Source organism: Treponema lecithinolyticum ATCC 700332, from assembly GCA_000468055.1.
GTDB lineage: Bacteria > Spirochaetota > Spirochaetia > Treponematales > Treponemataceae > Treponema_C > Treponema_C lecithinolyticum.
The window spans coordinates 185,960-208,004 of record KI260564.1 but is presented as its reverse complement, the minus strand read 5'-3'; the positions used below and the strand labels follow the sequence as shown (position 1 = coordinate 208,004).

Sequence of the window (22,045 nt, the reverse complement as noted above, 5' to 3'; positions counted from 1 at the left end):
TTTATTCCGTTCGGTAGCGGTCGAGGGCGCGCTCGCTCCATTTTTTTGAAAGAACGGGAAAAAAACGCTGCGAATTTTGAAAGCATTCGAGCGCTTGGCGGTATTTACCGTTAAAATACAGTGCTTGCCCTAAATAAAAAAAAGCACGCGCATTTACTTCTTCGCTTCGGTTTATGTGCAAAAAGCGGCGTAAGTCTTTTTCGGCATTTTCCCAGTCTTTTGGGGTAAAACGTTCGTTTATAATTGCAAAAAGCGTGTAATCGTCGCCGCTTAAAAGCTCATCGTTTTTTTCTTGTTCTAAAATATCGGCTTTAATGTTTTCATCGGTGTTTATATCATAAGCGTTGTAGTTTGATTGTATTTCGCCGCTTTTTGGATATGCGTTTTGTTCCGGCACAATATTCGGCAATATATTAAGGCGGGGAAGCGGGCGTTTTCTTAGCGTTACGGGAGTTTTAACGGGAACCGGGGATGGTTCGGCAAAAAGTTCTTTTTCATCGTTTGTCGTAAGCGGCTGTGCCGATAAAGCAAGCGTTACTCCTGTTAAAGTTGCGTTTACCGAAGGGATGACTATATTGTATGCGCTTCCGTCGCTTTGCTCTGCAATAACTGCATAGTAATACGTACTTGACGTGTCGGATACTTTATCGCGGTATTCCGTGCTGCCGGCAGACAAAACCGCGTGCGGCACGGCGTTTTCGTCAATCGTTTTAATAATGCCGTCAGTGCTTCTAAATACAAGCAGCCGGCTAACCGATTGTGTGCTTTGTTTATCCATTTGCCAGCGGACGCTGATTTCGCCGTCCGTTTCCAATGCGGATGCCGTTATATGCAATACTATCGGTTTGCTTTGTGCCGCAACAGCTGCATACATGCAAGCGCACGCGCACAAAAGTGCATAACGTTTCATACATATATAATGCTTTAAAATAAACGGTTTGACAAGATGTGTGCTTTCAATTATGCTGTAATATATGTTTGTTTCCGTCGTTTTGGATCCGGGCGGCTTGGAGTCTTCCCGTGCAATCGTATCGGTGCTTTCGCAGTACGGTTTTGTAAAAATACAGCGGGCGTGCTGGGAACATACGGCTGTAACCGAAAAAAGGCTGCATACTTTAAAAAAAGACATAGACAAAGTTACCGATTATTACGATAGGGTACGCATATATCAATATCCCGTAAACGGTTTTATGGCGATTACGGAATTAAATAAAAAAAGGTGGCGCCGCTGTATGCTGCGTCCGCCGGCACAAAGATAAAAGAAAAAGGAACACGCTATGCTTGAAGATTTTAAAATGCCCATCGCTTCGTTAAAAGCGGATATTCTCGATGTTTGGGGGCGTCTTTGACCACGAAGCGGTTGAAAAACGTATTGCTTCAAAAGAAGAACTAACCCTCGCTGCCGATTTTTGGTCTGATCCGGCAAAAGCGGAAAAAGTTTTGCAGGAAATAAAACTGCTTAAAAATAAAATAGAACCGTGGCGCGATTTGGTAAAAACTTGCGAAGATCTTGAAACTTTATACGAACTGGCAGCAGAATCGGCGGACGACGGTTTGGAAGACGAAATAAGTCAAACTTTTAACAAAGCGAAAGAAAATTACGAAAAATACAGCATATTGAATTTATTGTCGGATGAAGTCGATAAAAACAGCGCTTTTTTAAGCATACATTCCGGCGCCGGCGGCACCGAAGCCTGCGATTGGGCGCAAATGCTGTGCCGTATGTATACCCGTTGGGCGGAACGCCGCGGTTATAAAATTGAAACGGTCGATATGCTGGAAGCCGAAGGCGGTTTAAAATCGGTTACGCTGCAAATTTCAGGCGATTACGTATACGGTTATCTAAAGTCGGAAGCAGGAGTGCATCGGCTGGTGCGTATCAGCCCCTTTGATTCAAATGCGCGCCGGCATACTTCGTTTTCTTCGGTATACGTGTTCCCTGTGCTCGACGACAGCATAGAAGTCGAAATTAAGCCTGAAGATTTGCGTGTAGATACTTATCGTTCCGGCGGGGCGGGCGGTCAGCATGTCAATAAAACCGATTCGGCTGTTCGCTTTACGCACTTGCCGACCGGTATTGTGGTTGCTTGCCAAACCGAGCGAAGTCAAACGATGAACCGGGCAACTGCCATGAGCATGCTTAAAGCGCGCTTGTACGAATACTACAAACAGGAAAAAGAAAAAGAAAACGCAAAATTCGCGCAAGAAAAAAAAGATATTGCATGGGGCAGTCAAATACGCTCGTATGTATTCCAGCCGTATACGATGGTAAAAGATTTACGCACCCGGCATGAGACGGGTAATATTCAAGCCGTTATGGACGGCGAACTTGACCCGTTTATCGAAGCCTATCTTGCGGCAAAGTGGAAAGGTTTGCCGCTTGAAGCGGAGGCCGATGAGTGAAAAAAAGCGTACTGATTTTGTGCGCTTTGCTGGTTCAGTCGGCTTTTTTAACTGCGCTCGATTGGACTGTAGCCGCATGCGCTTTTAAAACGGAAACGCTGCAAAACCAAACATCTTCTTCTACTGCTGTAACTGCAGAACAAGCGGCAGCTGTCGCGCTTCCACGCCTCATTTTGGAAAAAATTGCGGATGCCGGTATACGTACCGTTCCTGAAGACGAGCTTTGCCGCCGGGAAAAAAAAGAATTTGCGGTAAAACGGCGCAGTTTGTACGAAGATTTAAAAAAAGCCGTCGCTTTGCGTGACCAAGCCGTTTTCGTTTTTACGGATGAAAAAAAACTAAAAGCAAATATTGGTGCAAAAGAAAAAGAGATAAGCGCCATTAATGCAAAAATAGAAAAAAGCATAAAAGAAGAAAACGATAAAATTGCTTCAGGCTTTGTTTCGGTTCCCGAACGCATTGTACTGTGGAAAAATTCTTCGGACAGTCTCTACGAAGTAAGCGAAAACGGCTTCGGCTTACAAGAGCCGCAGGATATTCAAGCGCTTATAAGCGGCACGCTTCGACGCACCGGATCTTATGTGTATGCTTGTGCCGTTTTAACGCTGTATCCGTTCGCATATCAAGCTGCACAAGTGTGTGAAATCGAAAGCGTAGATAATTTTGAAAAGCTTGCCGAAAAGCTTGCCGAAAAACTGCTTCCCGTTTTAAAAAACGAACGGCAAGTGCGTATCGATTTCGATATTCAACCTGCACAAGCGGCGCAAACGGCACTTATACGCGTAGACGGCAACCAACTGTATTTTAACCGGCAGCACAGTGAGGCAGACGGGCAAACTCCTGAGCAAAACCTAAGCGCCGTATTAACCGGCGGTATCCGCCACATATACGCAGAAGCCGAAGGGTATCAAGCAGTTGCTGCCGACTATAATTTTTCCGGTTCCGATACGTTCCGCATACGTATCCGTTTAAAAAGGAAAGAAGCGATACCGGTAAAAATATATTTTGATAGCGCTTCGCTTTTTTCGCTGTATTTGTACGGATTAAAAGCGCTGCCTGACGAAAAAGATGCAAACTTGTTTACGGTAAACGGTTTACCCGTTTTAGCAGAATTAGCAGATGAAAACGGCAACGCCAAGCGTTTTTTATTGAGTGAACCTAAACGCCGGCAATCAAATCTAAGTTTTGAAAGGGGCGGCAGTGCCGGCACAAATGCAAGTTCGGCATCATCGGCATCGAGCGCCGGTGCAAACTTAGGTTCAGTATCAAGCACCGGTGCCGACACTGTTGCCGGTGCAAACTTAGGTTCGGCATCAAGCGCCGGTACCGACACTGTTGCCGGTGCAAAAACTGCCGAAAGCGCTGCCGGAAATGCCGGTGCAAACATAGCGGAGTATTCCGTTAACTCGGCGGTTTTAAGCGATATAGGAAGCGGCATTGAAAAAAAACGAAAAATTATGTACAATTCGTACGCAGCTTTAATTGTGTCTTTGCCTGCTTCGTTTATTTTATTGGGGAAATATGTAGACGAATACAATTCATGGGCAAGGGGAAACAATACGGCGGATGATTTGCAAAAGTGGAACGTTGCACGCTATGCCGCCGCCGGAGTTTCAATAGGCTTAGGCGTAAATTTTTTAGTGCAGTTGGGTATCTATCTTCATTCGGTAAATGCAGTGCTGCCCGAACAAAAACTGCCGATAAAACACAAAAAATGACGGGAATGTATGGGCTATTCTTCTTTTGCTTCAAAAATAAAGAATTTATTCGGTGCACAAAAGCATATAGACAGCGACTTTTTTGAACTTTTATCCGACACTTTGGTTGAAGGCGATGTGGGAGCAAAAACTGCTTTTGAAACGGTTGAAGAACTTGAAAAGCGATGTAAAGAACGTAAATTAACCGATTACAAAGCTATACGTGATCAGCTGCGTTCGCTTTTGCTTGAATCGGTAAAATCGGCTGCTTTGAAACCCGATCCGGCTGAAGTAAATGTGTATATGCTTTTGGGCGTAAACGGGGCTGGAAAAACGACGGCGGCGGCAAAACTGGCGTCGTTTTATAAAAATACCGGAAAGTATAATGTAATTATGGCTGCTGCCGATACTTTTCGTGCAGCTGCAATAGAGCAATTGTGCTATCACGGAGAAAAACTGGGAGTACGCGTTGTTTGTCACTCGCACGGAGCAGATCCGTCTGCGGTAGTGTTCGACGCCTGTGAAGCCGCCGCGGCAAAGGGCGGGGGAATCGTTTTGGCGGATACCGCAGGCAGGCTGCACAACAAAGAAAACCTTGTGCGCGAACTGCAAAAAATAGACCGCGTAGCGTCTTCAAAAGCAAGTCAAGGAGCATATAAAAAAATACTGGTGCTCGATTGTACAACCGGACAAAACGCATTCCGTCAAGCGGAAGTGTTTCACGAAGCGGTCGGCATAGACGCGCTTTTTTTAACAAAATACGATTCTACGGCAAAAGGCGGCGCGGTTTTTTCGATAGGACGGGAATTGGGCATTCCGGTATCTTTTGTAGGATTCGGAGAAAACTATGCCGACATTGCACCCTTTAATCCCGAGCGCTATGCTGCGGATTTTATAGGCGAATAGTAATGAAGCGTGTGTGTATCGTTTGTTTTTTTGTACCGTATATAACTATGTATGCGCTCGGTTTATGCGCGGCGCAAGGACAAATTAAACACAGCGTTTCCGGCGCTTTGCGAAGCTACAGCGAAGACGGAGAAACGCTTTTGCTTTCGCCCTCATTTAGCGGATCTTTGCGTTATTCCGACGACATGCTTGTTCAAAAAAAAACGGACGCTTTAAAACGCCTTGTGCAAAAAACAGTATGGAAAAAAGGGGAAAGCGAGCCCGTTTTACTCACCACATACACGTATCAAAATGACAGTCCTTTTCCGTCCTATAGCGAAACACAGGACAAAGCTGCTTCGCGTATAACGGGCGAAAGCTATAACGAAAAAGGTAATTTAATTAAGCGTGAAGTATACGAAAAAAATGCAGCCGAAGCGGACGGCAAAAATAGCGACACTCAAAATAACGGTGAAAAAAAACGCTTAGTGTTTTCCGAAACGCTCAGTTATGACAGTACCGGCAGGTTAAGTGAACGGTTTATGGAATTTTTTGATTCAGTTACGCGTACCGAAAAAACGGAATACCGCTACAAAAAAGGCAGTAAAAAAGCCGACGTTTTTTATTACCGAAACGGAGAAAAAATAAAACAAAGCGTGTACCGTTCCGCCGACGATTGGGAAGAAACGCTTTTTTTTCCAGGAGACATACAAATCATTTCCGTATACCGTGACGGTACTGCGGTGTCGGAAACTGTGTACGAAAACGGCGTTAAAAAAAGAGAGCGATCTTTTGCACAAAACAAACAGGGAGCGTCTTTGTGAATACCGCAAATAAAACCGCATGGATTTTATTTATTTCTCGCCGTTTTGCGCGCATAGACGCCCAAAGCCGCGGTGCGCTAACGGCTTTTCTTTCTTCTTTGGGAATAGCTTTCGGCGTTATGACTTTAATCGTCGTTATGGCGGTAATGAACGGTTTTCAAATGGGTTATATCGAAAGCATATTGGAAATCCATTCGTTTCATGTGCGCGCGAAGGCGAAAAATCAAGAAGAAAGCAAACGTTTAACCTCTTTTTTAAGTGCAAACCCTTTGGTTCGCTCGTTTATGCCCTTTACGGAAGCCCAAGCGCTTACCGTAGGAAAAAACGGACGCCAAGAAGCTGCTTTAATCCGCTTTATTCCCGAAAACAGTATGCAAAATGACAGCGGTTTTGCTTCGCAAGTGCACATCGTATCGGGCAGCTTTGATATAAGCTCCGACAAAGCCGTCGTCGGAAGCGCTTTGGCGCGTTCACTGGGATTAACCGTCGGCGACAGTATCCACCTTTTAGCTCTTTCCGGCTCTTCGGATGTAGAACTGCTTTCGGCGGATCGCGTATTTACCGTATCCGGAATTTTTTCTTGTTCTTATTCCGAAATAAACGGCAGTTTTGTCTTTTTTTCTTCCGCCGTGGGTAAACGCTTACTCGGCGAAAGCGAACAAAGTGTGTACGGTATAAAGTTAAAAAAGCTTTCTCACGACAGCCGTTTTTTATCGGTTTTACACAGTCAACTACCGAATATTGCCGGCGAAACTTGGCGTACTTACAACCGCTCTTTTTTCGGAGCGCTCAAAATCGAAAAAAACGTATTAATGCTGCTTGTTTTTCTTATTTTTGTAGTAGTCGGCGTGAATATTTTTAACAGTATGCGCCGTATGGTTTTTGAGCGCCGCGAAGAAATTGCCGTATTATCCGCTTTGGGCGCTCCTCACGCTTTGGTGCAAGCGATTTTTCTTATGCAAGGATTGTTTATCGGCTTGGGAGGAGCGGTTCCCGGTTTGCTTTTAGGAATGCTTATCAGCGTGCGTACGGATACGGTGTTTTGGCTTATTTCCAAAGCGCTGTACTATGTGCAGTATGCTCAAGCGCTGCTTTTTAACAGTGAGCAATTATACTATGTAACGGAAAATCCTATGTTTATGTTTTATGCGCAAATTCCTGCCCGCATGTTTTTTCCGGAAACTGCTGCAATAACCTTGTTCGGTGTTTTAGCCGCGCTGGCTGCTTCTTATGCCGCAAGCACACATATATTGAAACTGTCGGTAGCGGAGGTGCTGCGTTATGAATGATGTACAAAACGATAAACAAACCGAACAAAACGGCGGTAATTTGATATGTATACGCGGTTTGGAAAAAACCTATGCGGGCACAGGAGAACGTTTAACCGTTTTGGAAGATTTGTCTATGGATGTAGCCGAAGGAAGTAAAGTGGTTATTTTGGGCGAAAGCGGAAGCGGAAAAAGCACGCTGCTCAATATTATCGGCGGTCTGGACAATGCTACCAAGGGGAGCGTGCGCGTCGGAAACTATGAAGTGAACACGCTCGGCGAAAATGAATTAACCGAATACCGTTCAAATTTTTTAGGATTTATATTTCAGTTTCACTATTTGCTTAAAGATTTTAGCGCGCTGGAAAACGTTTTTTTACCTTTATATATGAACGGCGTTCCCAAAAAAGAAGCCGCTTGCCGTGCCCGGCAGCTGCTCAGCGATGTCGGTTTGGAAAAAAGAATGTACCATTTACCCTCGCAGCTTTCAGGCGGCGAGCGTCAAAGAACGGCAGTAGCCCGTGCTTTAGTGCGCAGCCCGCGTTTGGTATTGGCTGATGAGCCTACCGGAAATTTAGATCCGGAAAATGCGCGCTTAGTCGGTGATCTTCTTTTTTCTATGGTTGAAAAATACAAAAAAACACTGGTAATGGTTACGCACGATGTATCTTTAGCCGAGCGCGCCGACCGGTGCTGCCGCATAAAGCAAAGCAGGCTTACTTATGACGTTTAAGTCTTCGCTTTTGTACGCTTTGCGTATTATAAAGCCCGACCCGCGCAGCGCGTCGAACGGACGCAAAAGCCTTTTCGGTGCGGTGTTCGGAGTTGCTTTAAGCTTAGTGCCGCTTATCGTTGTTTTGGTTGTCGCCGACGGTATGATAGACGGTATTATGGGACGCATGGTGGGGCTTTCAAGTTATCACATACAAGTAGTGCAAAGTGCCGGCACAGCGGGAGCAAGCAAAGAAAAAACACTGCAAACTCTTAAAACGCTGCAGACGCGCATTCAAACGCTTGAAGGCGTTACGGGAGCTTTTTTGGAAAAACGCGGAGTTGCTTTGGCTGCTGGAAAATCCGGCAGGAGCGGTGCTGCCGTGCGTGCGGTTGATACGGATATCTTTGAGCGCAACAATGCGTTTAAATCATATGTTGAATTGCTGGACGGGCAAGCTGCTTTTCCCTCGTCTAAAAGCGCCGTTATCGGAAAAAAAATGGCAGAAAAATTAAACTTGCACGTAGGCGATACGCTGCGTTTAATCGGCGCAAAAACTTTAGCCGGCGGTAGAATAGCGCCGAAATTGTTGAATTGCAAAGTTTCCGGTATCGTTTCTTCCGGCTACGAAGAAATAGATGCACTGTGGGTTTTTGTGCCCTTTGAAACAGGCTATGATTTTTTAGATTCTTCTTCATCTTCCGTGACTGTCGGAATTGAAACCGCCTTTCCGTTTTCCGATCTTCTTACCGGTACCTACCGCGCCGTTTCTTCTTTTTTGCCGGCAGGTTTTAGAGTGTACCGCTGGAGCGACATAAACTCATCTCAGTACGAAAATTATGCTTCCACAAAAGTGCTTTTAATATTGATTATGTTTTTAATTTTGCTTATCGCTTCGGTTAATATATCGTCGGCTCTGGTTATGGTTGTTATGGAGCGCAAAAAAGAAATTGCCATATTAAAAAGTATGGGAGCTTCGGCTTCGGGAATAAGTACCGCTTTTTTATTAACCGGACTTTTGTGCGGCGCTGCAGGAACGCTTATCGGAGTGCCGGCAGGTATGCTGTGCGGCATAAAATGTAACGAAATTCTGCATTTTATTGAAAATGCGGTTAACCTTATTGCAAAAATGTGGTATCTTATACATAGGGAATATACGTATGCACCGATAAGTGTTTTGTCTGCGGAATACTATTTGCAAACCATACCGGTCGTTATTCCCCTTTTTGAGTTGTTTTTAATTTCCGCAGGAACACTTTTTTTATCGGCGGCGGTTTCCGTTTTACCGGCTGCCCGAGCGGGAAAAGAAAAACCGCTGCATATTATTAGGAAAACGTGAGGAATGCAATGCTTTGTGATATGTGCGCACAGCGCGAAGCCGTTATTTTTATTCAGCAATTGAGCATAAACGGAAAAAAAGAAGTTCATTTATGTGAAGCGTGCGCACGGGAACAAGGTGTTATAGAAGCGGCGGGAGAAAAAATCAGCATGAATTTAAGCAGTTTGGCAAACGGTTTGGCTTACGAAAAAAAACTGTGTCCGGTGTGCGCTCGCGGAATTGATGAAATCCGCAAAACTCTTCATGCAGGATGCCCCGAATGCTATGCTGCGTTTAAAGACGAAATCCGTTCTATGCTCGGTGCAAAGGGCGTGGATTTGCCGTATACCGGCTCTATGCCTAAAAAACTGGCTTATTTCCGTTCGCTGCTTACCGACCGCATGGCAATTCAAAGCAAATTAAAAGAATCCTTAGCGTGCGAAGATTACGAAAAAGCCGCAAAATACCGCGATTTTCTAAAAACGCTGGAGCGTCCTGCAGTTAGCGGCACTTCACTTAACCGCAGCGACACGGGCTTTAACGAAGCAAATGCTCCTTTAGCCGGAAACGGGGACGGGGGAGATGAATAAGCCCTCAGACGCGTGGTATAACGAAAGCGGTCCTGAAAACGACGTAGTGCTTTCAACCCGTTTGCGCTTAGCACGCAATTTTGCCAATTTTCCTTTTCCTTCCCGTTTTACCCGCGACGACGGGGAGCGCATACAAAATCTGGTATTCGATGCTTTTTCGCATTTGGAAAACCCCGAGCGTTATCAAGCGCTCAGCGTAAAAAAACTGGATAGGTTGGGGCAGCGCATACTGTTTGAACGCGGCGTGCTTACCGCAGAGCAAAGCGCCAGCCCCGTTGCCGGAATTGTAGTGCGCACCGACGGCAAATTGGTGTGTGCGGTAAATGCCGAAGATCACGTGCGCCTTTCTTGTTTCGGTGCCGGCTTAAGCACGGATTCTTTGTATTCGCTGATTAAGCACATCGACGACGGTTTACAGGATATAGTGCAGTTTGCAGCTTCGGTTGAATTCGGTTATTTAAGCGCTTCGGTACACAATATCGGAACGGGAATGAAAATTTCTTTATTTGTGCATTTGCCCTCACTTTCGTTTTTTAACCGCGAAACGGGCGATTTGCACAACGCGTTTTCCTTACTCGATTCCAAAGGATTTGAAGTGTCTGCATGCTTCGGACAGCGTTTGCAAAACGAAGACGCTTTTTCGCCCGTTTTAGGCGATTGCTATCAAATAAGCGGAAAAGGCTGTTTTACCGGCAGCGAAACAGAGCAAATCTCGGAATTAAAAGAAAATATAAAACCGCTGATTGAATCCGAACGAATGTTTAGGCAAAAAACTGCCGATATTAAACCGACGGTTTTGCGCGATTATGTGTACAAAGCGATTGCTGCGGTAAAATACAGCCGTTTTTTGTCGGAACGCGATTGTGTAGACCTTTTGTTCCGCATAAAATGGGGCTGCGATACGGGAATTGTATCGGGAATCGAAAACGCAAGTTTGTTCGGTTTGTTTTACCGCACCCGCGAAGCGCATATTGAATTTATCAATCGGAACGAACGATTTAAATTCGAAAGCGACGTTAACACACCCGAATTGCAGTGCGAAAGGCTGCGCTCGCTGATTATGCAGGAAGCGCTCGAACACGTGCAAATTCACGGTTAAAAGGGGTAAAAAAATGATAAAAGGTCTTTCGCCGCGTTTACAAAAAATTTTGGGTATATATGCTCAAGAAGAAGGAAGAAAAAGCGGCGCCGATCAGCTTTTGCCGGAACACCTATTGCTTGCTATGGTAAAAAGCGCTTCAAGCGTGGGCTTTGCCTTACTGCAGTACCTTAAAATAAATTTACTTACCTTTCAGCTTGCCCTCGAACAAAGCATACCTTTTCATACTTCCGGCACCGCTTTTGCCGAAATTCTGCCGTCGCGGCGGCTAAAAACCGTTTTTGACATAGCGGCGGTTGAATCGCGTTCTATGCGGCGCGACTATATCGGAACCGAACATTTTTTGCTTGGCTGTATCCGCGAAGAGCAAAGTATATGCCGCCATTTTTTTCAAAAAGCGGGTATAAGCATAGAAGAAGTGCGCCGCAGTGTCGAAATCGTTTCCGTTCAAATTCCTTCTTCGGCTTACGACAATAAAATTCCGGTGGCGCATCACGCTCATGTTCAAGGATTTTCGTCCGGTGCGGCAAAACAAAGCGCAGGCTCTTCGCTTTTGCGCGAATTCAGCAGAGATTTAACCGAAGCGGCTAAAATGGGCACGTTGGATCCGGTAGTCGGCAGAGATAAAGAGATAGCGCGCGTCATTCAAATTTTGTCGCGCCGGTGTAAAAACAATCCCGTTTTGGTAGGAGAGCCGGGAGTAGGCAAAACGGCTATCGTTGAAGGTTTGGCGCGCTGCATTATAGAAGAGCGCGTGCCGGCAGGGCTTTTGGGAAAAAAGCTTTTAACGCTGGATTTAGGCTCGGTTATAGCCGGAACAAAGTACCGCGGCGAATTCGAAGAGCGCTTAAAAAAAATAATGAAAGAAATACGCGAATCCAAAAACATTATTTTGTTTATAGACGAATTGCATACCGTTATCGGAGCCGGCGGGGCGGAAGGCGCTATGGATGCGTCAAATATGCTTAAACCGGCACTGTCGCGCGGTGAACTACAGTGTATAGGTGCTACTACGCTTAAAGAATACCGCAAATATTTTGAGCGCGATACCGCGCTGGAGCGGCGTTTTCAAATTGTGCAAGTAAGCGAGCCTACCGATGAGCAAACAAAGGCTATACTTGAAGGCTTAAAAAGCCGCTACGAAGAATTCCACGGCGTTACTTACGAAGACGGCGTTATCGATGCAATTGTGCGTTTTTCGCGCCGCTACGTAACCGACCGGTTTTTGCCGGATAAGGCTATAGATTTGCTCGACGAAACCGGCGCAATGAAAAAAATACAAGACAATCCGCATCCTGAAGAATTGGCGCAAATAGAAAAAAGGATTGCTTTGTTAACCGACGAAAAACAGCGGATGGTACAGGAACAAAACTATGAGGGCGCTGCCGGTATACGAGACCAAGTGCGCGCGCTGCGCAGTCAGCTTGAAACCATCGGTAAAAACCGCCGCTCCGGTGCCGGCAATACCGTACAAACCGGCGATGTATGCACGGTGGTAGCCGGTATGACCGGAATTCCGGTTGAGCAGTTAAGCGATTCGGAAAGTTCGCGTTTAATGCGTATGGAAGATGAATTGCACAAGTACGTAGTAGGTCAAGACGAAGCGGTAAACGTTGTGTGTTCTGCCGTCCGCCGTTCACGCTCCGGAGTTTCTTCGGTAAAACGTCCTTTAGGCTCTTTTATTTTTTTAGGACCTACCGGTGTGGGAAAAACACTTTTGGCAAAAACGCTTGCAAAGTTTTTGTTCGGTTCGGAAGACGCATTAATCCGCATAGATATGAGCGATTACATGGAAAAACACAATTCCAGCCGCCTTGTGGGAGCGCCTCCGGGCTATGTTGGCTACGAAGACGGAGGTTTGCTTACTGAAAAAGTGCGGCGCAATCCGTATTCAATCGTATTGCTCGATGAAATAGAAAAAGCCCATTCGGATGTGTTTAACTTATTACTCCAAGTTTTGGAAGAAGGCGAATTAAAAGACAGTCTCGGACATACGGTAAATTTTAGAAATACCATTATTATTATGACCAGTAATGCCGGTGTGCGCAGTATTTCGAACGAAAACCGTTTGGGATTTTCTTCGGCAAGCGCTGCGATTATGGACTATAAAAGCATAAAAGCGGATGCGCTTAACGAATTAAAACGGATTTTAAGCCCTGAATTGATAAACCGTATAGACGATACGGTTGTATTTAAGCCCTTATCCTCTGCCGAAGTGTCCGCCGTTTTGGACATTCAGCTTGCCGAATTTTCTCAGCGCTTAAGCGAACAGCACATAAGGCTAAAACTTACGTCAAAAGCGCGCACTTTTCTTTCCGAACACGGCTACGAGCCGGCTTTCGGTGCACGCCCCATGCGACGCTTAATTCAGCGCGAAATTGAAGACGTACTTGCTTTAAAAATAATCGCTTCGGAATGCAGCGAAGGCGATACCGTTGTTATCGATTGCAAAAAAAGCAAAGGCGAAGAGTCTTTGTGCTTACGCATACAAAAAGCAGCTCATATCGGCGAATCGGACAGCGTGCACGGATTGCTTGAAACAACGCAAGAACACGTGCTGCACTAGAATTTTTTTGGGTTTTACGCTACAATCGGTTTCTACACTTTTATCAGAGAGGCTGTATTTTGTATAAACCGGTTGATCCCAAGGTAGATTTTTCAAAACAAGAAGAAGATATACTCGCTTTTTGGGAAAAAAACGATGTGTTTAAAAAATCCGTGCAGCAGCGCGAAGGCTGCAGCGAATATGTTTTTTACGACGGACCGCCCTTTGCTACGGGTTTGCCTCATTTCGGTCATTTTATTCCCGGTACTATAAAAGATATTATTCCGCGATATCAAACGATGAAAGGTAAAAAAGTCGAACGGCGTTTCGGCTGGGATTGCCATGGACTGCCCGTAGAAAACCTTATAGAAAAAGAACTTAACCTTAATTGTAAAACCGATATAGAAAAATACGGAGTTGCCGAATTTAACGAAGCGTGCCGCGCCAGCGTTTTGCGCTATGTAAAAGAGTGGAAGCATACCGTTACCCGTTTGGGACGCTGGGTTGACTTCGATAACGATTATAAAACCATGAACCCCGACTACATGGAGTCCATTTGGTGGGTGCTGAAACGTTTGTGGGAAAAAGGCCTTTTGTATGAAGGTCACTATATTTTACCCTATTGTCCGCGCTGCGCAACCGTGCTTTCCAATCACGAATTAAATTTGGGCGGCTATAAAGATGTACACGATCCTGCCGTAACAGTGCGTTTTAAAGTAACGGATGTTCCCCAAAGCTTAGGCGACAGCGATTGCACAAACGGCGCAACTTACCTTTTAGCGTGGACGACTACTCCGTGGACGCTGCCGTCAAACCTTGGTCTTGCAGTGGGAAGCGATATCGACTATGTAAAAGTTAAAGACGGCGAAGAATGCTATATTTTGGCGGAATCCCGTTTAAGCGCATACTATAAAAATCCTGATGAATATAAAATCGTATGGAAAAAAAAGGGAAGCGCATTAAAGGATATGCGTTACGAGCCGCTTTTTCCCTATTTTGCGCATTTGGCAAAAGAAGGATTTGTGCAAGACGGCAACGCGGCGCAAAGTCAAACAATAGCTTCAATCGGCGCATTCCGCGTTTTTATCGGAGACTTTGTAACAACCGAAGACGGAACCGGCATTGTACATACGGCTCCCGGTTTCGGTGAAGAAGACAATAAATTATTTAAAGGAAGTGGAATTCCGGTTGTGTGTCCTGTAGACGGCGAATGCAAATTTACAGCCGAAGTAAGCGAATATCAGGGGCGTTTTGTTAAAGACTGCGATAAAGATATTATCGAACGTTTAAAAAACGAAAAAAAACTGGTAAAACGCGAACAAATTTTGCACGCGTATCCGCACTGCTGGCGTTGTTCAAGTCCGCTTATTTACCGCGCCGTAGGCAGTTGGTTTGTAAAAGTGGAATCGATCCGTGCAGAACTTTTAAAAGCAAACGAGCAAATCGACTGGCAGCCGGCACACATAAAAAACGGACGCTTCGGTAAATGGCTTGAAGGAGCGCGCGATTGGGCTATAAGCCGTAACCGTTATTGGGGTAATCCGCTTCCCATTTGGAAATGTCCGGACTGCGGCAAAACAATTTGTGTCGGAAGCCGCGACGAATTAAAAGAGCTTTCGGGTGTATATCCTGAAGATTTACACAAACACTTTGTGGATAAAATTACCATTCCCTGTTCGTGCGGAAAAACAATGAAGCGTATACCTGAAGTTCTCGACTGTTGGTTTGAATCGGGGTCTATGCCGTATGCGCAAAATCACTATCCGTTTGAAAATAAAGAATACTTTGAAAACCATTTTCCCGCAGATTTTATATCCGAAGGTTTGGATCAAACGCGCGGCTGGTTTTATACGTTAACCGTTTTGGCGGCGGCGTTGTTCGACAAACCGGCTTTTAAAAACTGCATCGTTAACGGTCTTATTTTAGCTTCCGACGGTAAAAAGATGTCCAAAAGTTTACGCAACTATACCGACCCTGCCGACGTTATAAACCAATTCGGAGCGGATGCCGTCCGTTTGTTTTTAATACATTCGTCGGCGGTAAAAGCGGACGACCTTAAGTATTCGGATGAAGGGGTAAGGGATGTGCTTAAAGGCATACTTATTCCCTTGTGGAACTCGTACAGCTTTTTTATAACCTATGCCAATATCGATAAAATTCAAGCTAGCGGTACCGCTTTTAACGGCAAACAGCCGGTAAATCCGCTCGACCGCTGGATTTTATCGATTACACAAAAGCTGGTAAAGGACGTAACCGAAGCGATGGATGTGTACGATTTGTCGGCAGCTATAGATCCTCTGGTAGCCTTTATCGACCAGTTAAATAATTGGTACATCAGAAGAAGCCGCCGCCGCTTTTGGAAAAGTGAAAACGATGCGGATAAACTTGAAGCATACGAAGCTTTGTATTGTGCGCTAAAAACCTTTGTGCTTGCCGCTTCTCCTTTTATTCCGTTTATAACCGAAGCTATGTGGCAAAATTTAAAAAGCGAAAACGACCCGCTTTCGGTTCACTTAGCCGATTATCCGGTATACGACGCTTCAAAACGCGACGGCGAACTGGAGTTTAAAATGGCAACCGTACAAAAAGCGGTTTCCATGGGACGTTCTTTGCGCTACCAATATAATCTTAAAATCAGGCAGCCGCTTAAAAGCGTGGAATTCGTTACACGCAGCACGGAAGAAAAAACCGTACTTTTGTCTATGGAAGAATCAATCCGTGAAGAGCTGAACGTAAAAAAAGTGGTGTTTCACGAGCGCGAAGATGAATTGGTTGAATACAAAGCTAAAGCGAATTTCCGCACGCTCGGTAAAGAGCTCGGAGCGCTTATGAAAAAAGCGTCTTCCATTATCGAAAATATAGATCAACAGGCAATTCAATCGCTGTTGGACGGCGCCGTGCTGAGTATAGATGTGGACGGTAAAACGGTTGAGTTGACAAAAGACAAAATAATCGTAGAGCGGCTGGAAAAAGCAAGCTTAAAAGTTGTTAATGAAGGAACACTTACCGTTGCTTTGGATTCGGAAATTACCGAAGAATTAAAGTTGGAAGGCTATGTGCGCGATTTAGTGCGCGGCGTACAAAGTTTGCGCAAAGAAAAAGGACTTGAAGTAACCGACCGCATAAAACTGACCGTAAGCGCATCAAACGCTGCTGCAAGTACAGATAAAACGGCTGAACTGAAAAAAGCTTTTGATATGTTTAATGATTATATCGTAGCCGAAACGCTTGCCGTGCAAGCTCAATGGAAAGACTGCTTGAGCGGTGCATCTTGTATTGAAGCCGGTACGCTTAGCTGGGAGGCGCTTGTTGAAAAAGCATAATAGCCTTTTATGTATTGCCGCCCTTTGCGTTTTGTTTTTGGTGCTGTATACGGTTTCCTGTAAAACCGTTCCTGCAGCACCGGCTGCGGATATGTTTACTTTGTTTGACAGCGATGCCGATTTGTACCTTCGTATACCGGTCCGTTCAAACGAAGCGTTTGTATCGGCGCTAGCCCGCGCATGGCTTCCTTCGCTGGATGCGCGCTCGTTACAAAAGTTAATGAAGCGCACGTCTGTGTTGTACGCAGCTTTTTTTGTGCAGCAAAAAGACAAGGGAAAAACCGATGTACTTTTTCAGCTTGCGGCAGAAGGCTCGTACCCTGCTTTATTTTTTACTGCGGCGTTAAGCAAAAAAAACGGCTGGACAAATGAGTTTCAAACGGAAAAAGATAAGGTATACCCGCACAAAAACTGGCAGTATGGTATTGAAGCGGCAAACCCCGATTCCGCCCATATTTTTATTTCAAACAAAGCCGTTTTTCCTATGCAAAAAAAATACAGCCGCATTTTTACGGAAAAAACGGAGCTCGCGCTTAATTGGCCGTCTTTAAACGATGAACAAGGTAATCCGGTTCCGGTACGCAGTTTACTCAACGAGCCGGAAAAAGCTGCGTTTTATATGAGCGAAGCGGGAACACTGCTTCCCGCAATGGCAGGGGCTCCCATTACTTTGGCAATCGAATTTGCCGTAGGAACGGTACAACCGTATAAAAACGATTATGCGCTTTTACATATGCGATTACAAATGAGCGATGAGCGCGCTTCAAAAATTGCTGCAAAGCTGTTCCGTTTTGCCGTTTTGGGAACAAATCTTAAAGTGAGCGAACAAGCGGGCAATATATTGGAAATCGACAATTTGGTTGTAGAACCTTCGCTTTTTGCAGGATTTATACAAAAAAAATAACGGGAGGGCGTTGCACACATGAATTCAAAAGTTATATTAAAAGCGGAAGCTTTGGACGGATATTTAACCGAAAAAGATCAGGATTATTTGGCGCGCATGGACGCTATGTACGAGCGTGCTTTAACTTCTTTTAGTTTGATTTCCGCAGGAGGCTTTAGTTCATCCATTGCAAACGAAGAAAAAAAAGTAATCGATGTGTTTAACGAAATGGGACACTTAATGCAGGAAATATGTACAGAAGTGCCTGCGTTAAAAGTTTTTTCGTTTGAAACCGAGCCTTCAGCCCATGCCGAAGCTTCCCGCGTTATTGCAAAGCTTCGCGATATTAAAACGGGGCACAACGAATTCGTATATTATTGCCAGCGGGCGTACGAAATGCTGTTCCGTATGGCGTTTGCCTGCGATAAAACGGATCACAAAAACTATTTGGTAGTAAAAACGCCGGTGAGCGCGCCCGTGCAAAACTATTCGGTTCATAAAATTCCGGATATCGATTTTAAAATTGAAAATTCGGTTATGTGCGTAATGCTTCGCGGAGCTTTGCTTCCGTCGATGATTATGTCTAAAGAAATAGAAGAATACTCTTCGCACGGCTATGTTACGCCCTTTGCGCTGTTTAAAATTAAAAGAGATGAATCTAAACTTGAATCCGACATGGAATATATACTCGATTTGGATAAATCCTTTTTTAACCTTGAAGAAATGGACGGTAAAGACCTTATTTTTGCTGACCCGATGAACGCAACCGGCGGCTCTTTGGTTACTATTGTTAAATACCTTTTGGAGCAAAACATAAAGCCGCGTTCAATAAAGTTTTTTAACGTAATTGCCGCCCTTAAAGGCAGTTTGCGTGTAGTGCGCGCTTTGGAAAACTGTACGTGCTATACGCTGTGGATGGACCCGGTGTTAAACAGCGCCGCGTATATTATGCCCGGCTTAGGCGATGCCGGCGACCGCTTAAACGGTACCGATACCGAAAATGCACCGCGCAATATTATGCAGCTTATAGCCGACTACGGTTCGAATATTGCAGGCTTGTACCGCTCGCAATTGCGTAAAATCGAACAAACGGTTTTAGACCGCTAATGATGCTGTATATCCGTGTGCGCCGCAGATGCGCCGCTTTTGCTGTATGCATGAGTGCCGTGTTTTTTTTATCCTGTTCTTCGGTTTCGCCGGCATCTTCGGTGCGCAAAGCGTATTCGGCGCCGTCGGCTATTGCGGATTTGGGCGCCGAATACTATCTGCTTGCAGATTTATACGCGGAATTGGGAAAACACGATAAAGCAGTGGAATTGTACAAAAAAGCGGCTGCTACGGGAATAAAAAGCGATACGGAATTGCGTTTTAAAATAGCGCGGAACAGCGCTCTTGCAAAAAACTGGGACGAAGCGCTTAAAGAATATCAAGCGCTTGCCAAGCTTGACGATAAAAACCTTATTTTAAAAAAATCGATAGCATGGATATACGGTCAAAAAGGTGATTTACTTAAAGCGGAAACATTGTACGCCGCTTTGTACGCCGAATATCCGTATGATAAAGATATTTGCGTAAACTATATACTCGTTTCGGCTGCTTTGGATAAAACCGAGCAAGCAAAAGAAGTGCTGCTCGCATATACAAAACAATACCCCGGCGAATCCGGTATTGCCGATTTGGAAAAAGCGATAAATAAAGAAAAAGTATCCGCAAGCGGCGGCGGACAAAACGAACTGCGCAGCGCAGGCGAGCGGCAAAGCGTACCTGCACGGGCGCTCAATAACTAAAGCAAAAAAGCTGCGCCGCATCCGGTTAACGCGCTGGCGCGCGCCGGTTTTATGCGGTCTGCGGACGAACGTGCCGGAGTGTTACATGTCCGTGCCGGATTCGGCTACAAAGCGGCGGTATTTGTCCGGATTTACCCTAAATGCAACGATGGGCATATCTTTTTCGCACAAAGCTTTTTCAAGCGCTTGGGCGGCTTCGGTAAGCAAGCGGCTGCCGGGTAAAAGGCGAAGCGATTTTGTAGAAATACCGATTGCAGGTTTTTCATCCATATATTCGTTTTTAAGCAAATCGCATAAGCGGGTATACAGTGTTTCTGCCAATACCATAGCTTGATCTAAGTTCATATTAAGCAAAATACCGGCAAAGCCGTCTTTTTTATATTCAAATACAAAATCGCGGAATTTAAAGATTTCTATTAAAATTGCCGCCGCTTTTGCCAATATGTCGGGCCGCTGTTCGCTGCCGCGTATACGCAGTAAAATAAGTGCCAAATCCTGCTCCGAAGAAGAAGAGCGTACCAATTCCGCATCAAGCCTTGTTTCCAAATACGACTCCCATCCTACACCCGTTGCAGGAGAAAACAATCCCATAGGATCTGCAAAAGGTTCGGAATTATGGGCTTGCGGTTGAGCTTCAGTTCCCGTTTTTTCTTCGTATTCCATTTCAGGCTGCAAGGGTAAATCCGGTTCGGCAAAAGACGGTAAGCTGTTTTGTACAGCCATACTCTGTTCAGCTTCGTCATACATATTTTCCGTATCATATTCAGCTATGCCGTTATAATCGGATGCTGCGTTAAAATCGATATCTTCGCTTTGTATAGAGTAGTCGGGTATGATTTTTTCGCTTGTGTTTTCGGTGTCTGATGCACTTGTTTTTGCTGAAGCTGCGTAATACACAAGTACGGTAAAAACTGCAAGCGTGCACACAAGTACGGCTAAAAACGAAATCCGTGCCGGATTGTAAATATCCGAGGGGTGCAGCGTGTATATTGCCGCGCTAAGCACGGTATTCGGCATTTGAGACACGCTTAGCGAAGTATTAAATATTTTTATAAACGGTGAAGAATTACGTAATATCGGAGTTCCTGCCGTATCGGTTTGTATTAAGTTTGAAGATGCCGGATAGGCAAAAAGCGTGTTTTGTTGAGAATAAATTATAAAAGCTGCAATGTATTTATGTTCAGATGCTTGGTAGCGGTTTAAAGAATCGGCGTCGGAATTGATTTGATCGCTTAATTTTATAAAATCCCGTTCTGCCCGCTCAGGTCCTTGCTTTAAAGCAAAAACAATCGAACCTGCAAAATATAAAACGGCTGCGGCAAATGCCGTTAAAATAAGCGCAGAAAATATACGTATACTTTTTTCATTTTTGTTCATAGGGGTCTCCGGTAATTTTTCCGATACAGCACGTAATTGCAAACACAATAAGAGCGGGAATAACCCAGCTTAAACCGGCTGCATACAACGGCAGTTTTTGTACAAGGGAGCTGATAAAGGGAATGGTTAAACCGAATTGTTCCAGTGCGTTTACGGCGCTGATAAAAGCAGTTACGTATACCGTGCAGCGGTACATAAGCGGACTTTTTCCCACAAATTTTTCGGATAAAGCTAAGACAATCAATACAATGGAAACTGGATACAAAGCGGTTAAAACGGGGATATTGTATTTTAAAATACCGTCGAGTCCTTTGTTTGCCAAAAGCAAACTGATGAGCGTCCAAAGCACAACCCATTTACGGTAAGATATGCTCGGTACCAAAGTTGAAAAATAGCGGCTTATTGAAGCGAGCAAACCTACGCATGTGGTTAAACAAGCAAGAGTAAAAATAAGCGCAAGGATAATCGCTCCAAATTTGCCGAACAGGTAATTTGAAACGAGCACTAATATTTGAGCGCCGTTTGTTGTATCGGGAAATAATGCGGCACTTTTTGCACCGATGTCGGCAAGCATAAGGTAAATTAAAAATAAAATAATACCTGCTAAAAGGCTTATTTTTATGTTTATACCTAAAGCTTTTTTTTCGTCCGTTATGCCGTATGCTTCAATTGCAACGCTTATAACAAGACCGAAGTTTAGCGCCGCAAGGGTGTCCATGGTTAAATAGCCGTCTATAAAGGCTTTACTCAGCGGATTAAGTGCATATTCTCCGATGGGCATACCGTATGCAGGCATATTTTTAAACAGCGAAGCGGCAAACAGCAAAATCAGCATGGCAAGCAGTACGGGAGTTAAAATGTCTCCCATTATTTTTTCTACGGATTTACTGTTCATAACGCTTATAGCGCAAGCAAAGGCAAAAAAAACGACTGTGTATATCGCTAAAGCAAGCGGGCGCGAAAAAGAGCCGGGCAGGTAAGGGGCGATTGCCATTTCAAAAGGAACCGAACCTGCGCGCGGTATGGCTAAAAAGGGACCTATGGACATATATACCAAAATAATAAACACAAGTGAAAACGTATTTCCCACCCGGTTACCGAGGTTTGTTAAACCTTTTGTTTTTGCAACCGCCATCATGCCCAAAACAGGCAAAATAACCGCCGTAATTGCAAAAAACAGCATTGCGGGTAATAAACCGGTTCCGGCAAGTTTTCCTACCATCGGGGGAAAAATCAAATTGCCTGCGCCGAAAAATAAAGAAAACAGCATTAAAGCGATTGCGATAAGATTGCGCATTGAAAATTGCTTTGTCATCGAATTCCCCAATTAAAAC

At 44.8% G+C, this 22,045-nt stretch carries 18 protein-coding genes; 15 read left to right on the top strand and 3 right to left on the bottom strand.

Translation table 11 applies throughout. The features are described 5' to 3' along the window. Position 1: 1 nt before the first annotated feature. The gene (locus HMPREF9193_RS05505) at positions 2 to 910 is read right to left on the bottom strand and encodes a tetratricopeptide repeat protein (protein ID WP_040847637.1); all 909 of its coding nucleotides are present in this window, start codon (positions 908 to 910) and stop codon (positions 2 to 4) included. Between the two features lie 64 nt (positions 911 to 974). Here HMPREF9193_RS05505 and HMPREF9193_RS05500 point away from each other — a divergent pair, with 64 nt between their 5' ends. From HMPREF9193_RS05500 to HMPREF9193_RS05430, 15 genes are all read left to right on the top strand, one after another. After that, positions 975 to 1,259, top strand: a complete 285-nt coding sequence (locus tag HMPREF9193_RS05500; protein ID WP_021687094.1) for a hypothetical protein — start codon at positions 975 to 977, stop codon at positions 1,257 to 1,259. 18 nt (positions 1,260 to 1,277) lie between these two features. Continuing rightward, a protein-coding gene (gene prfB, locus HMPREF9193_RS05495; protein WP_156882461.1) for a peptide chain release factor 2 occupies positions 1,278 to 2,403 on the top strand; the annotation gives its coding sequence in 2 pieces (ribosomal slippage) (positions 1,278 to 1,346 and positions 1,348 to 2,403; 1,125 coding nt in all). Further along, complete coding sequence (locus HMPREF9193_RS05490; RefSeq protein ID WP_021687092.1) at positions 2,400 to 4,121, top strand: DUF8525 domain-containing protein; 1,722 nt, start codon at positions 2,400 to 2,402, stop codon at positions 4,119 to 4,121. Before prfB ends, HMPREF9193_RS05490 begins: the two co-directional genes overlap by 4 nt. Positions 4,122 to 4,130: 9 nt before the next feature. Beyond that, positions 4,131 to 5,006, top strand: a complete 876-nt coding sequence (ftsY, locus tag HMPREF9193_RS05485; protein ID WP_021687091.1) for a signal recognition particle-docking protein FtsY — start codon at positions 4,131 to 4,133, stop codon at positions 5,004 to 5,006. Between the two features lie 2 nt (positions 5,007 to 5,008). Continuing rightward, entirely contained in the window at positions 5,009 to 5,809 is an 801-nt protein-coding gene (locus tag HMPREF9193_RS05480; protein ID WP_040847635.1) for a hypothetical protein, read from the top strand. Then, complete coding sequence (locus tag HMPREF9193_RS05475) at positions 5,806 to 7,098, top strand: ABC transporter permease (protein ID WP_021687089.1); 1,293 nt, start codon at positions 5,806 to 5,808, stop codon at positions 7,096 to 7,098. The genes HMPREF9193_RS05480 and HMPREF9193_RS05475 overlap by 4 nt, the downstream gene beginning before the upstream one ends. Beyond that, positions 7,091 to 7,810 carry an ABC transporter ATP-binding protein gene (locus tag HMPREF9193_RS05470; protein ID WP_021687088.1) on the top strand — a complete coding sequence of 240 codons (720 nt, stop codon included), beginning with the start codon at positions 7,091 to 7,093 and terminating at the stop codon, positions 7,808 to 7,810. Before HMPREF9193_RS05475 ends, HMPREF9193_RS05470 begins: the two co-directional genes overlap by 8 nt. Next, positions 7,800 to 9,128 (top strand): ABC transporter permease, encoded by a 1,329-nt coding sequence (locus HMPREF9193_RS05465; RefSeq protein WP_021687087.1) that lies wholly within the window; start codon positions 7,800 to 7,802, stop codon positions 9,126 to 9,128. Before HMPREF9193_RS05470 ends, HMPREF9193_RS05465 begins: the two co-directional genes overlap by 11 nt. A 20-nt stretch (positions 9,129 to 9,148) precedes the next feature. Continuing rightward, the gene (locus tag HMPREF9193_RS05460) at positions 9,149 to 9,697 is read left to right on the top strand and encodes a DNA helicase UvrBC (protein WP_211227771.1); all 549 of its coding nucleotides are present in this window, start codon (positions 9,149 to 9,151) and stop codon (positions 9,695 to 9,697) included. Further along, the gene (locus HMPREF9193_RS05455; RefSeq protein ID WP_021687085.1) at positions 9,690 to 10,796 is read left to right on the top strand and encodes an ATP--guanido phosphotransferase; all 1,107 of its coding nucleotides are present in this window, start codon (positions 9,690 to 9,692) and stop codon (positions 10,794 to 10,796) included. Before HMPREF9193_RS05460 ends, HMPREF9193_RS05455 begins: the two co-directional genes overlap by 8 nt. 13 nt (positions 10,797 to 10,809) lie before the next feature. Further along, a complete protein-coding gene (locus HMPREF9193_RS05450) occupies positions 10,810 to 13,362 on the top strand; it encodes an ATP-dependent Clp protease ATP-binding subunit (RefSeq protein WP_021687084.1) in 2,553 nt (850 codons plus the stop codon). A gap of 59 nt (positions 13,363 to 13,421) precedes the next feature. After that, positions 13,422 to 16,664 (top strand): isoleucine--tRNA ligase, encoded by a 3,243-nt coding sequence (gene ileS, locus HMPREF9193_RS05445; protein ID WP_021687083.1) that lies wholly within the window; start codon positions 13,422 to 13,424, stop codon positions 16,662 to 16,664. Beyond that, complete coding sequence (locus HMPREF9193_RS05440) at positions 16,651 to 17,568, top strand: hypothetical protein (RefSeq protein WP_021687082.1); 918 nt, start codon at positions 16,651 to 16,653, stop codon at positions 17,566 to 17,568. The genes ileS and HMPREF9193_RS05440 overlap by 14 nt, the downstream gene beginning before the upstream one ends. Before the next feature lie 18 nt (positions 17,569 to 17,586). Further along, positions 17,587 to 18,654 carry a uracil phosphoribosyltransferase gene (locus HMPREF9193_RS05435; RefSeq protein ID WP_021687081.1) on the top strand — a complete coding sequence of 356 codons (1,068 nt, stop codon included), beginning with the start codon at positions 17,587 to 17,589 and terminating at the stop codon, positions 18,652 to 18,654. A 2-nt stretch (positions 18,655 to 18,656) separates the two neighbouring features. Next, positions 18,657 to 19,334: a tetratricopeptide repeat protein gene (locus HMPREF9193_RS05430; RefSeq protein ID WP_169720452.1), complete on the top strand. Its 678-nt coding sequence runs from the start codon at positions 18,657 to 18,659 to the stop codon at positions 19,332 to 19,334. 81 nt (positions 19,335 to 19,415) lie between these two features. Here the strand turns inward: HMPREF9193_RS05430 and HMPREF9193_RS10765 are convergent, their stop codons facing one another. Together HMPREF9193_RS10765 and brnQ are read right to left on the bottom strand one after the other, a co-directional pair. Then, the gene (locus HMPREF9193_RS10765) at positions 19,416 to 20,711 is read right to left on the bottom strand and encodes a nucleotidyl cyclase domain-containing protein (protein WP_021687079.1); all 1,296 of its coding nucleotides are present in this window, start codon (positions 20,709 to 20,711) and stop codon (positions 19,416 to 19,418) included. Next, complete coding sequence (gene brnQ / locus HMPREF9193_RS05420) at positions 20,698 to 22,026, bottom strand: branched-chain amino acid transport system II carrier protein (RefSeq protein ID WP_021687078.1); 1,329 nt, start codon at positions 22,024 to 22,026, stop codon at positions 20,698 to 20,700. Before brnQ ends, HMPREF9193_RS10765 begins: the two co-directional genes overlap by 14 nt. Positions 22,027 to 22,045 lie beyond the last annotated feature (19 nt).

What these genes read in the sequence shown, in the direction of transcription:
- HMPREF9193_RS05505 (WP_040847637.1), bottom strand. Translation starts at nt 910, where the DNA reads ATGAAACGTTATGCACTTTTGTGCGCGTGCGCTTGCATGTATGCAGCT.
- HMPREF9193_RS05500 (WP_021687094.1), top strand. Translation starts at nt 975, where the DNA reads ATGTTTGTTTCCGTCGTTTTGGATCCGGGCGGCTTGGAGTCTTCCCGT.
- ftsY (WP_021687091.1), top strand. Translation starts at nt 4,131, where the DNA reads ATGGGCTATTCTTCTTTTGCTTCAAAAATAAAGAATTTATTCGGTGCA.
- HMPREF9193_RS05480 (WP_040847635.1), top strand. Translation starts at nt 5,009, where the DNA reads ATGAAGCGTGTGTGTATCGTTTGTTTTTTTGTACCGTATATAACTATG.
- HMPREF9193_RS05470 (WP_021687088.1), top strand. Translation starts at nt 7,091, where the DNA reads ATGAATGATGTACAAAACGATAAACAAACCGAACAAAACGGCGGTAAT.
- HMPREF9193_RS05465 (WP_021687087.1), top strand. Translation starts at nt 7,800, where the DNA reads ATGACGTTTAAGTCTTCGCTTTTGTACGCTTTGCGTATTATAAAGCCC.
- HMPREF9193_RS05460 (WP_211227771.1), top strand. Translation starts at nt 9,149, where the DNA reads ATGTGCGCACAGCGCGAAGCCGTTATTTTTATTCAGCAATTGAGCATA.
- HMPREF9193_RS05455 (WP_021687085.1), top strand. Translation starts at nt 9,690, where the DNA reads ATGAATAAGCCCTCAGACGCGTGGTATAACGAAAGCGGTCCTGAAAAC.
- HMPREF9193_RS05450 (WP_021687084.1), top strand. Translation starts at nt 10,810, where the DNA reads ATGATAAAAGGTCTTTCGCCGCGTTTACAAAAAATTTTGGGTATATAT.
- HMPREF9193_RS05435 (WP_021687081.1), top strand. Translation starts at nt 17,587, where the DNA reads ATGAATTCAAAAGTTATATTAAAAGCGGAAGCTTTGGACGGATATTTA.
- HMPREF9193_RS05430 (WP_169720452.1), top strand. Translation starts at nt 18,657, where the DNA reads ATGCTGTATATCCGTGTGCGCCGCAGATGCGCCGCTTTTGCTGTATGC.
- HMPREF9193_RS10765 (WP_021687079.1), bottom strand. Translation starts at nt 20,711, where the DNA reads ATGAACAAAAATGAAAAAAGTATACGTATATTTTCTGCGCTTATTTTA.
- brnQ (WP_021687078.1), bottom strand. Translation starts at nt 22,026, where the DNA reads ATGACAAAGCAATTTTCAATGCGCAATCTTATCGCAATCGCTTTAATG.